Origin of the sequence: Methyloversatilis sp. NSM2, from assembly GCF_038066675.1 — a bacterium.
GTDB lineage: Bacteria > Pseudomonadota > Gammaproteobacteria > Burkholderiales > Rhodocyclaceae > Methyloversatilis > Methyloversatilis discipulorum_A.
In genome coordinates this window covers 456,531-472,529 of the sequence record NZ_JBBUKV010000004.1, presented here as the reverse complement: position 1 = coordinate 472,529, position 15,999 = coordinate 456,531, and the positions used below count along the sequence as shown (strand labels likewise).

Sequence of the window (15,999 nt, the reverse complement as noted above, 5' to 3'; positions counted from 1 at the left end):
ATGAACACGGGACAACGTCTTCTTGCCGCGCTGGGTGACCGCTACCGGCTGCCCTGGCTGTTTGCGCTGCTGGTGATTGTTGCGCTGTACGCGAAGACGCCCCTGTCGGTAGCCCGGCTCGACCTGCTGCTGCACGACCTGCTGAGCGTCGAGTTGCTGGCAGGGCCGCCGAGCGGCGGCAGCGTCGACACCCAGGCGCCGCTGGTGGTCGCGATCGACGACGCCAGTCTGGCGGCGCGCGGTCCCTGGCCCTGGCCGCGCGAACGCCACGCCGAACTGGTGGACCGGTTGTCGCGCGCCGGTGTGTCCGGCATCGGCTACGCGATCATGTTCGCCGAGACGTCTGCCGACGATCGGGGCGATGCGGCGCTGATCGACGCGGTGAGGCGCGCCGGCAACGTCGTTCTGCCGGTGGCGCCGGTGGCGTCGGCCGGTGGCGGTGTCGGCACGCTGCAGCCCTGGCCGGCGCTCGCCGATGCGGCGGCACGACTGGCGCACGTCGATGTCGAGGTCGATGCCGATGCGCTGTCGCGCCGGGTATTTCTGGAAGCGGGGGCCGGCAGTCCGCAATGGCCGGCGCTGGCCTGGGCGCTGATCGACGTGTCGCGCAAGTCGCGGCCGCTGTCCGGCATAGGCGGTCGGCGCGGAGCGGCCGAACCGGCGGCGGGGTCGTGGGTGCGCGATCACGAAGTCATCGTGCTGCCTGGCGGCGCCTGGCCGGTCGCTCATCTGTCAGCCGGCGACGTGCTGGCCGGCGCAGTGTCGCCCAATCTGCTGCGCGGGCGCAGCGTGCTCGTCGGCGTCACCTATACCGGCGCGGGCAACTCGCTGGCCACGCCAGTCTCTGCGCTGGCGGCGCCGATGCCGGCCGTGGACTTTCATGCGCGCGCCTATTCGGCGCTGCGCAGCGATCGCTACTCGACGCAGCTGGCACCGGTGTGGGGCTTGCCCGCGGCGCTGTGCGTACTCGCCGTGCTGTGGCTGCGCCGCCCGCATGCACGGCTGCGCGACATGGTGCTGGTGGCCGGCTCGCTGACGGTGCCATTGTTCATCAGCGTTGTGCTGCTCGCGCTTGCACGGCTGTGGCTGGCGCCGGCCGCGGTGATGATCGGCCTGTCGGCCGGCGCGCTGATGTGGGTGTCGATCCGCACCGTCGATCTGGCGCAGCGCCTGAAGCAGGCCAACGCGCGGGCGCACGCGACGCTGTATGCGATTTCCGATGCGGTGCTGCAGTTCGACGGCGTGTTGCGGCTGCGCTACCTGAACCGCAAGGCGGAAGAGTTGTGCGCCTGCCGGCTGGCCGAGGTGCGCGATCAGGGCATAGAGGGACTGCCCGCCATCGAGGGCGCGCTGCGCGACCTGCTGCAGGATCTGCTGTGCCGCTGCCGTGATGAGGCACGAGCGCAGACGATGCCCGGCCACGTGCTGATGCCCGCTGGCCGGTTTGGTCCGGCGCGCGCCTTGCGCCCGAGCGCCAGTCCGCTGTTCGGCATGACGGGGCGGGTCGATGGCGTGGTGCTGGTGCTCAACGATGTCAGCGATACGGTGGCGGCGGCCGACAAGCTGGCGCATCAGGCCACGCACGACGCGCTGACCGGTCTGCCCAACAGGGTGCTGCTGCGCGACCGGCTGCGGCAGGCGCTGGCACAGCGCGACGCCGGCCTGGTGGCCGTGCTGTTCGTCGATCTCGACCGCTTCAAGCGCATCAACGACAGTCTCGGCCACCAGCAGGGCGACAAGGTGCTCACCACGCTGGCCAGCCGCCTGCGCACCGTCTGCCGGGTCGGCGACACGGTGGCGCGCTGGGGCGGCGATGAATTCATGATCATCCTGCAGGGGCTGGCCGACCGCGATGCGGTCGCGCGGGTGGCGGCGAAGGTGATGCAGGCGGTCGGTCAGATCATCACGCTGGACGACGTCGATTTCCGCTTCTCGTGCAGCATAGGCATCGCCATCGCGCACGAGGACAGCGACGACGCCGACGTGCTGTTCGCGATGGCCGATACCGCGATGTATCGCAGCAAGTCGCAGTCGGGCGCGGCCATCCACTTCTACGCGCACGACATGAGCGCCGGCACACGCGACTGGATCGAGCTGGAATCAGACCTGCGCCACGGCCTCGACGAGGGGCGCTTCGAAGTGCACTACCAGCCGCAGTACGAGCTGGCGAGCGGCAAGCTGGCTGCCTTCGAGGCGCTGCTGCGTTTCCGTCGCCGCGACGGCCAGCTGCTGTCGCCCGGTGACTTCATCGCGGTCGCCGAAGAGTCGGGCCTGATCGAGGGCATCGGCGAGTGGGTGCTGCTGCAGGTGACGCAACAGATCGCCGACTGGTCGAAGCAGGGGCTGGCGGTGGTGCCGGTGGCGGTCAATGTGTCGGCACGCCAGTGCCTCGGGCGCGCGCTGGTGCGGCGGGTCGAGAACGCGTTGCGCCAGTCGCGCATCGCGCCGTCGCTGCTGCGGCTGGAACTGACCGAAAGCACCGCGATGGGTGACGTCGACCACGTCGCCACGCTGCTGGCCGACATCCGCGCGCTGGGCGTGCACCTGTCGGTGGACGACTTCGGCACCGGCTATTCGTCGCTGTCCTACCTGAAGCGCTTCCCGATCGACGAACTGAAGGTGGACCGCTCCTTCGTGCGCGATCTGGTGGGGGATGCCGACGACGCGGCCATCGTGCGCGCGACGATCGCGCTGGCGCACGGGCTGGGCATGCGTGTGGTGGCCGAAGGCGTCGAGAACGTCGAACAGCTCAACATGCTGGCCGCCCAGCAGTGCGATCTGGTGCAGGGCTACCTGTTCTCGCAGCCGGTGCCCGCCGACCTGGTGGTCAGCGAGGGGCTGCTCGGCGCGCCCGAGGGGCAGGGACGCACGCTGCGGCTGATCCGCTCCTGAGGCGCTGATCAGCCGCAGCGGCGGGCATCAGGCCGATGGCTTCTTGCTGCGCGAGGTTGCCGGTTTGGCAGCGGATTTTGCGGCCGGCTTGGCGGCCGACTTTGCCGTCGCTTTCGCAGCCGCTTTCGGTGCCGCTGCCTTCGGGGCGCTCGCCGGCTTGGCGGCCGGAGCTGCTGCGGCTGCAGCCGGTGCTTTCGCAGCCGGAGCCGCTGCCGCTGCCGCCGCAGCCGCAGCCGGTGCCTTGGCGGCCTGGCTGGCAGCGGTGCCGAACTGCTGGAAGGCGGTGCGCGCGACAGTGCTGATCTGTTCGAAGGCCTGACGCGCCTTGTCCATCGCGTCCTGCATGGTGCCCATCGACTGCTGGCTGCTGATCGGCATGCCGGCCAGCATCTTGCGCAGGCTGTCCATCAGGTCCGAGCCACCGCTGTTCAGCTGTTCCCCGACCAGGCGGCCGAACTCGGCCTGGGTTTCGGCGGTGATTTCGGCGATCTGGCGCGCGCAGCCGAGCATTTTCTCGGTGGTGTTGCGCGCCAGCCGGGCGCGCAGCTCGACCTGTGCCGCCGGCTCGCGCGTTTCCGTCACGGCGCGGGCGTTGTTGACGCTTTCCTCGAACAGAGCGCGGGCGGTATCCACCTGCAGCTGCATGATGCGCTGCGAGTTGTCCATCGAAAGCTGCGCCAGACGCATGGCCGCCTCGATGTTCTTCTTCTGCAGTTCCGACATCTGTTCAGTTTTGTTCATCGCGAGACTCCTCGGTGGGGGAAACAGGATTGTGCCGCCACAGCCCGGACAGTGCCATGACACGGTCGGCAAAAATGGCAGGGTGCATGGTGCGCAGCGCCGGTGACACCTGCGGCGCGAAGTCCATGTGGGCGAGCACGTCGCGCGCCGGGTCGATGCCAGGTGCGACCTCGATCAGTTCGATGCCGTCGTCGGCCAGCCGGAACACGGCGCGCTCGGTGACGTAGAGCACCTGCTGTCCGCGTCGCCGCGCCTCGCGGCCACTGAAGGTGCGGTGCTCGACCGCCTGCACGAACTTGCGGCTGTTGCCTTCGGCATCGATCACCAGGGCGCCGTCGCGTACCGCGATGTCGGCGGCGCCGGCGGTGAAGCTGCCGACGAAAACGAGCCGGCGCGCGTTCTGCGAAATGTTGATGAAGCCGCCGGCGCCGGCCAGCCGGTGACCGAAGCGCGACACGTTCACATTGCCTTCGGCGTCGGTCTGCGCCATGCCGAGGAAGGCGACGTCCAGCCCGCCGCCGTCGTAGAAGTCGAACTGGTAGGGCTGGTCGATGACTGCCTGGGTGTTCACCGCGGCGCCGAAGTCGAGGCCGCCGGCCGGTATGCCGCCGATCACGCCGGGCTCGGCGGTCAGCGTGACGGCGTCGATCAAGCCTTCTTCGGCCACCACCGACGCGACGCCTTCCGGCATGCCTATCCCCAGATTGACCACATTGCCCGGCTGCAGCTCGAAGGCGGCGCGGCGGGCGATCACCTTGCGGATGTCCAGCGCCATCGCCGGCAGCGCGTCGGCGGCCAGCCGCGACTCGCCGGAATAGGCCGGGCTGTAGGCGGTGGCGAAGGTCTGGTGGTGGTGTTCAGGTGGCGATACGACGACGCAATCGACCAGCACGCCCGGCACCTTGACCTGGCGCGGGTTCAGTTCGCCGCGTTCGACGGTGCGCTCGACCTGCACGATGACCAGGCCGCCCGAGTTGTGCGCCGCCATCGCGACCGCCAGCGCTTCCTGCGTCAGCGCCTCGCGTTCCATCGTCACGTTGCCATCCGGGTCGGCGGTGGTGCCGCGCACGAGGGCGACATGGATCGGGAATGCCTTGTAATAGAGGAAGTCCTCGCCATCGATCTGCATGCGGCGCACCAGATCGGTGGTGGTGGCCGCATTGATCTTGCCGCCGCCGTGCAGCGGATCGACGAAGGTGTCCAGTCCGACCCGCGTGAGCTGGCCCGGACGGTGCGCGGCGATGTCACGGAACAGCTGCGAAATGACGCCCTGCGGCAGGTTCCAGGCTTCGATCTGATTGCTCACCGCCAGCGCCTGCAGCCGCGGCAACAGGCCCCAGTGGCCGCCGATCACGCGTCTTACCAGGCCGGCGTGACCGAAGTGGTTCAGACCGCGGTGCCGTCCGTCGCCCTGGCCAGCGGCGTAGACCAGGGTGAGGTCGCGCGGCGCGCCGCTGTCGAGGAAGCGCTGTTCGACCGCGATGGCGAGGTGCTCGGCGAAGCCGATACCGACGAAGCCGGTGGTGGCCAGCGTGGCGCCGTCCGCGATGCGCGCCACGGCGTCGGCTGCGCTCATGATCTTGCTGCGGGTGTGCGGCATGTGGGACGACTCGGGCATCGGAAGCTTGTGGCGTGCGATGACGTCACTTTACCGGACGTGGGGCCCGTATTTGACCCGCATCAAGCGTTTGCCGGTTGAAAAGCGGATCGTTCGCCCCAGATAGCGTCCAGACAAAGTTCACGGAGGCGTTCATGCGTTTCGACAAGCTCACCACCAAATTCCAGCAGGCGCTGGCCGATGCCCAGAGTCTGGCGGTCGGTCGCGACCATCAGTACATCGAGCCGGCCCACCTGATGCTGGCGCTGCTCAACCAGGACGACGGCGCCACTGCGTCGCTGTTGCAACGCGCCGGCGTCAATGTCGCGCCGCTGAAGAAGGCGGTCGAGGACGCACTGTCGCGCATCGCGACGGTCGAGGGACACGGCGGCGAGGTGCAGATCGGCCGCGATCTGACCAATCTGCTCAACGTCGCTGACCGCGAGGCGCAGAAGCGCGGCGACCAATTCATCGCCTCCGAAATGTTCCTGCTCGCCGCCACCGCCGACAAGGGCGACCTGGGCCGCCTGCTGAAGCAGGCCGGGCTGGAGCGTGCCGCGCTGGAAAAGGCGGTCGAACAGGTGCGCGGCGGCTCGTCGGTGGGTTCGGCCGAAGCCGAAGGGTCGCGCGAGGCGCTGAAGAAGTACTGCATAGACCTGACCGAACGCGCCGCCGCCGGCAAGCTCGACCCGGTGATCGGCCGCGACGACGAAATCCGCCGCGCCATCCAGATCCTGCAGCGGCGCACGAAGAACAATCCGGTGCTGATCGGCGAGCCCGGCGTGGGCAAGACCGCCATCGTCGAGGGGCTGGCGCAGCGCATCGTCAATGAGGAGGTGCCGGAGACGCTGAAGGGCAAGCGCGTGCTGGTGCTCGACATGGCCGGCCTGCTGGCCGGTGCAAAGTACCGCGGCGAGTTCGAGGAGCGGCTGAAGAGCGTGCTCAACGAGGTGGCCAAGGACGAAGGCCGCATCATCCTGTTCATCGACGAAATCCACACCATGGTCGGAGCCGGCAAGGCCGAGGGCGCCATCGACGCCGGCAACATGCTGAAGCCTGCGCTGGCGCGTGGCGAACTGCACTGCATCGGCGCCACCACGCTGGACGAGTACCGCAAGTACATCGAGAAGGATGCCGCGCTGGAGCGCCGCTTCCAGAAGGTGCTGGTGGACGAGCCGACGGTGGAGGCGACCATCGCCATCCTGCGCGGCCTGCAGGAGAAGTACGAACTGCACCACGGCGTCGACATCACCGACCCGGCCATTGTCGCCGCCGCCGAGTTGAGCCACCGCTACATCACCGACCGCTTCCTGCCGGACAAGGCGATCGACCTGATCGACGAGGCGGCTGCGCGCATCAAGATGGAAATCGACTCCAAGCCTGAGTCGATGGACAGGCTCGACCGCCGGCTCATCCAGCTCAAGATCGAGCGCGAGGCGGTGAAGAAGGAGAAGGACGAAGCGTCCATCCGCCGGCTCGGCCTGATCGAGGAAGAGATCGCCAAGCTGCAGAAGGAATATTCCGACCTCGAAGAGATCTGGAAGGCGGAGAAGGCACAGGTGGTCGGCAGCGCTCACATCAAGGAAGAGATCGAGAAGGTGCGCGTGCAGATGGCCGACCTGCAGCGCAAGGGCCAGTTCGACAAGCTGGCCGAGCTGCAGTACGGCAAGCTGCCGCAGCTCGAAGCGCAACTGAAGCAGGCCGAAAAGGGGGGCGAAGCCAAGCTGCCCAACAAGCTGCTGCGCACCGAAGTCGGCGCCGAGGAAATCGCCGAGGTGGTGTCGCGCGCGACCGGCATTCCGGTCAGCAAGATGATGCAGGGCGAGCGCGACAAGCTCTTGAAGATGGAAGACCGTCTGCACCAGCGCGTGATCGGCCAGGACGAGGCGGTGCGCCTCGTGTCGGACGCGATCCGCCGTTCGCGCGCCGGCCTCAGCGACGAGAACCGCCCGTACGGCAGCTTCCTCTTCCTCGGCCCGACCGGCGTCGGCAAGACCGAACTGTGCAAGACGCTGGCCGAATTCCTGTTCGATTCGGAAGAGCATCTGATCCGCATCGACATGAGCGAATTCATGGAGAAGCACTCGGTGAGCCGGCTGATCGGCGCGCCGCCGGGCTATGTCGGCTACGACGAGGGCGGTTACCTGACCGAGGCGGTGCGGCGCAAGCCCTACAGCGTCATCCTGTTCGACGAGGTCGAGAAGGCGCACCCGGACGTGTTCAACGTGCTGCTGCAGGTGCTGGACGACGGTCGCATGACCGACGGCCAGGGTCGTACGGTGGATTTCAAGAACACGGTCATCGTGATGACGTCCAACCTCGGCAGCCAGATGATCCAGCAGATGGCGGGCTCCGATTACGGCGTGGTGAAGCTGGCGGTGATGAGCGAGGTGAAAACCTTCTTCCGGCCGGAATTCATCAACCGGATCGACGAGGTGGTGGTGTTCCACGCGCTGGACGAACGCAATATCCAGAGCATCGCGAAGATACAGCTCGCCTACCTGGAAAAGCGTCTGGCCAAGCTGGACATGGGTCTGCAGGTGTCGGACGCTGCGCTGGCCGAGATCGGCAAGGCGGGCTTCGACCCGGTGTTCGGTGCGCGGCCGCTGAAGCGTGCGATCCAGGAGCACATCGAGAACCCGCTGTCGAAGAAGATCCTCGATGGCAGCTTCGGGCCGAAGGACGTGATCGTGGTCGACGCCGACGCTGCGGGTCACTTCAGCTTCCACAAACCGAGCTGATTCTTACGCCGTTCCGGACGGGGGCAGGTCGCAAGGCCTGCCCCCGTCTGCATTCACGCCCTCAGTTTCAGTATCCGCAGCGCACCACTGGCCACCAGCAGCGCGATCGCAGTGCCGATCGCGAGATCGGGCCAGCGGGTGCCGGTGGCCGCCACCAGTCCGCCGGCAATGATGACGCCGACGTTGGCCAGCGCATCGTTGGTCGAGAAGATCCAGCTCGCCTTCATGTGTGCGCCGCCGTCACGGTGACGCGCCATCAGCAGCAGGCAGGCGAGGTTGGCCGCCAGCGCCAGCAGTGCGACGCCGCTCATCCACAGCGGCTCCGGCTCGCTGCCGGATACGGCGCGCCGCACCACCTCGGCCAGTGCGCCGCCGGCCAGCAGCAGCTGCAGCCAGCCCGACAGGTGGGCAACGCGCAGCTTGCCGGCCGCGCTGCGCCCCACCGCGTAAAGGCCCAGGCCGTAGACCGATGTATCGGCCAGCATGTCCAGCGCGTCGGCGATCAGGCCGGTCGACTGCGCCCACAGACCGCTTGCCAGCTCGAACACGAACATCGCCGCGTTGATCGCCAGCAGCGTGCGCAGCACGCCGGCTTCGTCGCGGTCGGTAGCCGAGTCCGGCGGTGCGGCGCCCGATTCCGTGACAAGCAGTTCGGCGCCGAAGCCGAGCGCCGCGAGCTTCGTCTGCAGTGGCGCCAGCGGGCCGACGTGGTGCAGCGTCACGGTGCGCGCGGCGAGGTCGATGCCGATGCCGTGCAGTCCGTCGGCGCCATCGAGTGCCATGCGGATCAGCCGCTCTTCCGACGGGCAATCCATGCCCGGTACGCGGAAGGTGCTTCGTCGCCCGCCCGCTGCGGCTTCGTCGGGAAGGAGTGGCGACGGCGCGGCGGCGCAATGGCCGCTGCAGGCGCAGCCGCCGGAGCTGTCTGCTGAGGTATTCAAGGTGTGCCCGTTCAAGTGCGGGATAATCCCGCTTCGTTTTTCATCGTCGCATCCAATGTCCCCTGACGACCCGGCCCGCGTCAATACGCCGGCGCCCGCCATGCCCCGCCTGCTGCTCGCGCCGATGGAAGGTCTGCTCGACGCACGTCTGCGCGCAGTGGTGACGCAGGCGGCGCACTACGACTGGTGCGTCACCGAATTCGTGCGCGTGACCGACAGCGTGCTGCCGCCGCGCAGTTACCAGCGCGTGGCGCCCGAACTGAAAACCGGCTCGCGTACCGCCAGCGGGGTGCCGGTGCGGGTGCAGCTGCTCGGCTCGGATCCGGCGCGGCTGGCCGACAACGCCGATCAGCTGGCGCGGCTGAATCCGGCCGGCATCGACCTCAACTTCGGCTGTCCGGCGCCGACCGTGAATCGCCATCGCGGCGGTGCGGTATTGCTGGACGAGCCTGAACTGCTGCACGACATCGTCGGCGCCGTGGGCCGTGCGGTGGCCGGGCGCGTGCCCTTCACCGCGAAGATGCGCCTGGGCGTGCGCGACACCTCGCGCGCCATCGAGGCGGCGCAGGCACTGGCCGAGGGCGGCGCGGAAATGATCGTCGTGCATGCGCGCACCAAGGCGGACGGCTACAAACCGCCGGCGCACTGGCCGTGGATCGCCCGCATCGCCGAAGCGGTGCGCGTGCCGGTGGTCGCCAATGGCGAAATCTGGTCGGTGGATGACTACCTGCGCTGCCGCAGCGAAAGCGGGCTGGCCGACGTGATGATGGGCCGCGGTGCGGTGGCCGATCCGCTGCTGGTCGAGCGCATCCGTGCGCGGCTGCGCGGCGATGACGCCATCGACCCGACGCTGGACTGGCCGCGTATCGCACCGCTGCTCGGTGACTACTGGCAGCGCGTGCTCGGACATGTCGAGGCGCGTCACGCGGCGGGGCGGCTCAAGCAGTGGTTGAACCTGCTGCGCCGCGTCTACCCGCAGGCCGAACTGCTGTATCAGGCGATGCGCCCGGTGCGCGACAACGCACGTATCGGTGAACTGCTGGCGGCGGCGCTGCCGCGTCAGGCGGTTGCTGCGCTCTCCTGCACGCTCGGCGCAGCGGCCTGAACCCGCGCCAGATACTCCGACAGCACCCGCTGTTCGATACGCAGCCGCTCCTCGACCCGGCACGGAAAGGCCGCCACCAGCTGCGCGCCCTTGTCGCTCGCCAGATCGATGAACACGCGCGGGCGGGCCGAGGGCAGGCGGCTCCAGTGCGCGGCTTCGAGGTCGAGCAGGCCGCGCTCGGCTTCCTCGATCCATGGTTCGCATACCTCCAGCGCCGCCGCTTCGAGCAGCGCGCGCCTGTCCAGGCAGGCGACCGGGTCGCCGACGAATACGCGCAGCGTCGTCAGCATGAAGTGTTCGTGCGGCGTGACGCGCAGTGTGCTGGTGATGACCGCGCTGTGCTGCAGCAGCACGCGGCTGCCGTTGATCAGGTCAGCGTCGCCGCTGGCGTCGAGCAGGGTGCTGAGAAAGCGGATGTCGGCGACGCGCCCGCGCACGCTGCCAACCTCGATGAAATCGCCGACCTGGTAGGTCCGCGTCAGGAACAGTACGGTGCCGCCCATCGCCGAAATCAGGATGTCCTTGGACACGATGAGCGAGGCGCCGGCGACGGCCGCCAGCGGCAGCGAGGACTGGTCGCCGCCCAGTGTCCAGGTCAGACCGAGCAGCGCCAGGCAGATCAGCAGCGCGATATTGCGTATGGTGACCCAGGCCTGCTTGCGCTGTGACGGATCGTCAAAGCGCGCCGCGGCCACGCGGCGGGCGGTGCGGGTGATCAGCACGGCCAGCGCGACGATGACCAGCGAAACCAGCAGTTTGGTGAGCAGCGAGGGGTCGTACATCAGCGGAATCCGGACAGACAGGCCCGCCATTATCGCTGCGGCAGCGGAGCCGCAGCGTGCCGCTCACATCGAGTAACGCAGCGTGAACCAGACGCCGCGCGGCGCGCCCGGCGCGATGAAGTTGGTGCTGAGCCAGTCGCCCGAGTTGTGGTTGTAGCCATCGGGACCGATGGCACCGAGGATGGAGGGCGAGAAGGGATTGCGGCCAAGGCGGCCGGCGGTGAAGTACTCGGTATCGAACAGGTTGTTGATCAGCAGGCCGGCGGTCAGCCCTTTGCCCAGCTTGTGGCTGGTCATGAAGTTGAAAACGGCATAGCCGGGGACAGAGCCCGGGTTGCGCGTCGGTTGCCGTGTCGCACTGACGGTACCGGTCGAGGTCGTGTAGAGCACCGTCCGGGCAACTCCCTGCCGGTGCTCGTTGTTCTCGTTGCCACGGACGTAACTGTCTGAGTGTGCGACGACGCTGAAGCCTATGGTCCAGTCGTCGGTCAGATCGTAGCTCACGCTCGCGTTGAGATTGTGCAGCGCGACGCCGGGCATGCGGCTGCCCGGACGCACGCGGATCACCTGGCCAATACCATTTAGGTTGAAGGCGCTGCTGTTATCTTGGTTCATCATCAGGAAGTCGTCTTCGAAGGTCGCGTCGGTCATCGAGTAGTTGATGCTGAATCCGAAGCGTTCCTTGCGCCCGGAAAGACCCGTTTCGACGCCGCGCCGCCGGGTGTTGCCTATGGTGTCGAAGAAGCCCTGACCATTGCCGCGGGCGACGAAGTAAATGTCGTCCTTGAGGTCCGTCTGATAGAGCGCAACGTTCCATTGCGCGTTCTCACCCGCTGCGCCGCGCAGGCCGACCTCGTAGGACGTCGATCGGATCTGCGGCAGGAACGGGTCACCAGACAGCGTGGTGGGCAATGAGCAGGAGCGGTTCTCGAAGATGCTTTTCGGCCAGTAGTGCGCCGGATTGTTCGGGTCGCTGCCGACGAACACCGGCGTCTTGTCGAAGGCGCAGCCCAGTTCGATCACGCTGGGCGTGCGAGCGCCGCGCGACACGTTGCCATAGACGTTCAGCGTTTCGCGTGCCTGCCAGCTCATGCCGATGGACGGGTTGAACGACCGATAGGTGAACTTTTCAGTCTCGGCCGGCTGCAGCTGTTTCGGATGCTTGATGCGCACCGGGACGTAGTTGCGCGGCGTGCTGCAGTCCTCGTCCGAGGTGCAGGTGTCGAATTCGTCCGGATTCGAACGCACGTCGCCGATCTGGAAGGCGCCGAAACCGTAGCGGGTGGCGATGACGTTCTTGCCGTCGGTATGGTTGTAGCGACCGGACGCGGTGATGTGCAGGGTATCGACCGGGCTCCAGGTTTCGCTGAAGTACAGGCTCTTTGTGGTGCTCGTGCCGCCGAAATCGTTGTTTGAAATCGGAGCGTCGGCGTCGCCGAACTGGGGGTGTGCCAGATCGGGTGCCAGGAAGGCGTGGCGGTCTGCCGTCAGGAAGCCCAGTTGTTGCGTATTGAGATAGGTGGCGCGCGCTGCGTCGATCGACGCGCCCACCATCACCTTGTGGCGATCGAGACTCCAGTTCAGCTGCATTGAACCGCCACTTACGATTTGGTCGATGCGGTTGTCGGTGATGACAGCCGTGGGCGTTCCTTCGACCCAGCCCGGCTGGCCGAGTGCAAAACCGTCGATCAGCCGCGGCCAGCGATTCGGATCGCTTTCATCGATGACGTTGTAAGGGCCAGGGAAGTCCACGGCCTGGTTCGGATCGCTGCGACAGGTGTCGTTGTTTACCGGTGCAAGGTAGAGCACGAAATTCTGGTAGATGTCGCCGTTGATTTCTTCGCTGTAGAAAGCCTCGCCTCCGAGAAAAAGCAGGTTCTGGCCCGGGAAGCCATTGGACGCGCCAAGCGGGCCGTTGGGCGAAAACGTGTAGACGCCCACGTCGTAGGCACTTTCCAGGGCACCATCTCCATCGAAATCGATCAGTCCGCCGCTGGGTTCAGTCTTCGGTACATAGCCGCGATTGTAGAAAAACACCTCGAACGCGTTCTTGCTGGAGTCCATGTATTCCTTCAACGCCGTCACGAAGAATTCGGGCAGCGGCAGGTTCTTCTGTGCCGCGTACTTTCCATCAAGATCGACCACGCCATTGTTGTTCAACCACTCATTGAAGATGTCGGAGGTGTAGATGTTCTCGCCCGCCGTACGGTTGATCGGTATGACGATGTAGTCCGGAACACCGTGCTGGTTCGTGCTCCGCATCAGGCAGGTGTGGCCTTCACCGGCGGCAGGCAGGCGTTTGGCAGCGCGCAGTTCGTCGTAGTCGGTGAATACGTCGGCGCCGATCTGATGACGGCGGCTGTTGCGGCGATAGGCCTGCCCGGTGACGGAAAAGCTGTCGCTGACCTGGAAGGCGCCGGACAGCTGGAACTGGGTCAGCGTGTTGGTCGTAGTGTCCGGCGAGCTGTAGATGCTGCTGCGGTCCTGCGCATACATTTCGGTGGGCAGCAGGCCGTTGCCCACCAGTTCGGTGCGTACGAGCAGGGTGCTCAGGTTCAGGTCCAGCCGCTCGCCCCGCCAGCTCGCCTTGCCGAAAGCCTGGTTTACCTTGCTCGGCGAATCGGTGCGCCAGCCATCCTCGACAAAGAAGTTGCCCGCGCCGAACAGCGCGACGCTGCCATTGTTCCAGCCGCCTTCGACCTGGAGCTGGTTGCGGCCGTAGGAGCCGGACAGCAACTCGGCGTCGAAGCCCGCGTGATTGAAGCCGTCCTTGGTTTTCACGGTGAAGGCGCCGCCTAGGGTGTTCAGTCCGAAGATCGGATTGGAGCCCGGAAAGACATCGACACCTGCGAGCGCATTCATCGGAATCATGTCCCAGTTCACGACGTCGCCGAACGGCTCGTTCACGCGTATGCCGTCGAAGAACACGGACAGCCCCTGCGGCGTGCCGATCTGCGGACCGGCGGTGAAGCCGCGGTACTGCACGTCCATCTGGAACGGATTGCCCTGATAGTCGTTCACGGTGACTGACTGCAGCTTGCGGTTGAGCAGGTCGCTCATGCTGAGCGAATGGGCCTGACGGATCTCCTCGGCGGTGATGCTCTGCACATTCCCCGGAATCTCCTCCCGCGTCAGGCCCAGCCCGGGCAGCGGGCCGATCTCGTGAAAGCGCTTGGCACGCACCTTGATCTCCTCGAGCAGCACCGGTGCCGAATCGCTGCCCAGTGCCGGCAGCGCGTCGCTCTTCGCCGGCCTCGGTGCCGCCCGGTCAAGGAAGTAGCCGCCGCGGCCGTCACCGACGACTTCCAGGCCGCTGCCTTCGAGCAGGATGCGGAAGCCTTCCTTCAGACTGTGCTGCCCTCTGAGCGGCCGGCTGTCCAGCCCCTCCGTGAGCTTGGGGTCGAACGACAACGTGATGCCGCTCTGACCGGCGAAGCGCGACAGCGCGCGCCCGAGCGGGCCGGCCGGCAGGTCGTAGCCGCGGATCTGCGTATTGGCGGCGGTTTGGGCGCGCGCGTCGGGTGCGGTATTTAGCGCGCTCACCATCAGGCCGACTGCGACGGCCGTCCGCGTCCTTCTGTTCCGGGTCATGCTGCCTCTCCTCGATGACGCTCTCCTGCAGGACAGGTCAATCGAGCACAGCAAAAGGTGACAGCCCGGACGAAATCTCTCAGCCTGCCGCCTGGATGAGACCCCAATAGCGGGTGCGCCAGACGATGCGCAGCGGACGCGTGCGCTGCAGGCTGTCGAGGATACGGTCGGGGTCGTCGAGCTGGAAGGCGCCGGAAATTGCCATGTCGGCGACGGCCGGATCGCAGCGCAGCACCCCGCTGCGGTAACGCGACAGGAGGTCGATGAATTGCCGCAGCGGCATGTGGTCGGCGTACAGCGTGCCCTCCAGCCAAGCGAGGGCGTTGTCGTCCAGCGGTCGCGGTGGCGACGCCCTGTCGTGCCCGAAGTAGGTCTCGCTGCCGCCTTCGATGATCAATGCGTGGCCCGGCGCATCCGCCGGCCGGACCTCGACGGCACCCTCGCTGACGCCGAGATAGGTGGTCTGCGCGTCCCGTCGCACCGTAAAACGCGTGCCCAATGCGCGCATCCGCCCGTGTTCGACGTCGACGACGAGGGGGCGGTGGCTGCTGTCCGGGGCGGTTTCGACATGGATCTCTCCTCTCTGCAGCAGGAGGCGTCTTTCCCGTGTGTCGAAACGGACGTCGACCGCGCTGTCGGTGTTCAGATGCAAGGTGCTGCCGTCCACCAGTGCGACTGTACGGCGTTCTCCGACGGCGGTGCGGTGGTCTGCCAGCCACCCTTCCCACGGCAGGAACTGCCAGGACAGCGTGGCCACCGACCCGGATGCGAGAGCGAGCGAGAGCGCTTTCAGCGCCACGCGGCGGTCGTCACCGAGCACACGCATGCCGAGCTTCGGTGGGATGCCACTCAATGCGCGCTGGAGCTTTTCGGCACGCTGCCAAGCCGCCGCGTGCAGGGGGCTGTGCGCACACCAGCTGTCGAGGGCCTGCTGTTCTTCGGGGCTCAGCGGACCTTCCTGCATGCGCAGCAGCCACTCGGCGGCTTCGCGCAGCACCGCGCTATCCGGCCGCTCGATTGGAGTAGGGTTGGGCGCCATCGCATCAATCCATGTGTTCGAGGCAGTGGATCATCGCCTGCGCCATGTAGCGCTTGATGGTGCGTTCGCTGCTGCCGAAGCGGAGGGCGATGTCGGCGTAGGTCAGGCCTTCGAGTTGCGACAGCAGAAAGGCCTCGCGTACGCGGCCCGGGAGACGCGCCAGCAGGTCGTCGATCTGCTGCAGTGTCTGCAGCAGCTCAGTCCGTTCTTCAGGACTGATGGCAAAGGCTTCGGGCAAGTGAGCCAGCGCGTCGACATAGGCCTTCTCGAGCGACTGACGGCGCCGGAGATTGATAAGGATGCGACGGGCAATGGTGGCCAGGTAGGCGCGCGGCTCGACGAGGCGCTCCAGCGGCTGTGACGGCGTCGTCGTCCATACGCTGACGAAGGTGTCCTGGGCGAGGTCGGCGGCATCGATGCGCGAGTTCATGCGACGCGCCAGCCAGCCTATCAGCCAGGACTGGTGATCCAGATAGAAGGACGTGAACCCGGTGTCGTCGGCAGTCTTCTGCATGGCAGGGCGGAGGGGCAGTGTCGGAAAGCGCCTGACGAATCGGGTCTCGCCGTGCC

10 protein-coding genes are annotated in these 15,999 nt (G+C 66.9%); 3 read left to right on the top strand and 7 right to left on the bottom strand.

Going from position 1 to position 15,999, the window contains the following annotated elements; genetic code table 11:
* Window positions 1–2,892 carry an EAL domain-containing protein gene (locus WJU27_RS09935; protein ID WP_341422013.1) on the top strand — a complete coding sequence of 964 codons (2,892 nt, stop codon included), beginning with the start codon at window positions 1–3 and terminating at the stop codon, window positions 2,890–2,892.
* A gap of 27 nt (window positions 2,893–2,919) precedes the next feature.
* Here the strand turns inward: WJU27_RS09935 and WJU27_RS09930 are convergent, their stop codons facing one another.
* Both WJU27_RS09930 and WJU27_RS09925 read right to left on the bottom strand, forming a co-directional pair.
* Window positions 2,920–3,633, bottom strand: a complete 714-nt coding sequence (locus WJU27_RS09930; RefSeq protein WP_341422012.1) for a phasin family protein — start codon at window positions 3,631–3,633, stop codon at window positions 2,920–2,922.
* Window positions 3,620–5,209 (bottom strand): acyl CoA:acetate/3-ketoacid CoA transferase, encoded by a 1,590-nt coding sequence (locus WJU27_RS09925; RefSeq protein ID WP_341422011.1) that lies wholly within the window; start codon window positions 5,207–5,209, stop codon window positions 3,620–3,622. Before WJU27_RS09925 ends, WJU27_RS09930 begins: the two co-directional genes overlap by 14 nt.
* A gap of 176 nt (window positions 5,210–5,385) precedes the next feature.
* On the opposite strand from WJU27_RS09925, the gene clpB reads away from it, so the two are divergent.
* Complete coding sequence (clpB, locus tag WJU27_RS09920; protein ID WP_341422010.1) at window positions 5,386–7,971, top strand: ATP-dependent chaperone ClpB; 2,586 nt, start codon at window positions 5,386–5,388, stop codon at window positions 7,969–7,971.
* A 53-nt stretch (window positions 7,972–8,024) separates the two neighbouring features.
* On the opposite strand, the gene WJU27_RS09915 is transcribed toward clpB, so the two are convergent.
* Window positions 8,025–8,912, bottom strand: coding sequence for a cation transporter (locus tag WJU27_RS09915; RefSeq protein ID WP_341422009.1), 888 nt, complete (start codon window positions 8,910–8,912; stop codon window positions 8,025–8,027).
* A gap of 100 nt (window positions 8,913–9,012) precedes the next feature.
* On the opposite strand from WJU27_RS09915, the gene WJU27_RS09910 reads away from it, so the two are divergent.
* Window positions 9,013–10,017 carry a tRNA dihydrouridine synthase gene (locus tag WJU27_RS09910; RefSeq protein WP_341422008.1) on the top strand — a complete coding sequence of 335 codons (1,005 nt, stop codon included), beginning with the start codon at window positions 9,013–9,015 and terminating at the stop codon, window positions 10,015–10,017.
* On the opposite strand, the gene WJU27_RS09905 is transcribed toward WJU27_RS09910, so the two are convergent.
* The 4 genes from WJU27_RS09905 to WJU27_RS09890 form a co-directional block, all read right to left on the bottom strand.
* The gene (locus WJU27_RS09905) at window positions 9,972–10,799 is read right to left on the bottom strand and encodes a mechanosensitive ion channel domain-containing protein (RefSeq protein ID WP_043363790.1); all 828 of its coding nucleotides are present in this window, start codon (window positions 10,797–10,799) and stop codon (window positions 9,972–9,974) included. The two genes, WJU27_RS09910 and WJU27_RS09905, sit on opposite strands and share 46 nt — an antisense overlap.
* A 63-nt stretch (window positions 10,800–10,862) precedes the next feature.
* Window positions 10,863–14,390 (bottom strand): TonB-dependent receptor domain-containing protein, encoded by a 3,528-nt coding sequence (locus WJU27_RS09900; RefSeq protein WP_341422007.1) that lies wholly within the window; start codon window positions 14,388–14,390, stop codon window positions 10,863–10,865.
* 79 nt (window positions 14,391–14,469) lie between these two features.
* Window positions 14,470–15,387, bottom strand: coding sequence for a FecR family protein (locus tag WJU27_RS09895; RefSeq protein ID WP_341422006.1), 918 nt, complete (start codon window positions 15,385–15,387; stop codon window positions 14,470–14,472).
* Window positions 15,388–15,433: 46 nt separating this feature from the next.
* Window positions 15,434–15,943 carry a sigma-70 family RNA polymerase sigma factor gene (locus WJU27_RS09890; RefSeq protein ID WP_296809909.1) on the bottom strand — a complete coding sequence of 170 codons (510 nt, stop codon included), beginning with the start codon at window positions 15,941–15,943 and terminating at the stop codon, window positions 15,434–15,436.
* Between the last annotated feature and the right edge of the window lie 56 nt (window positions 15,944–15,999).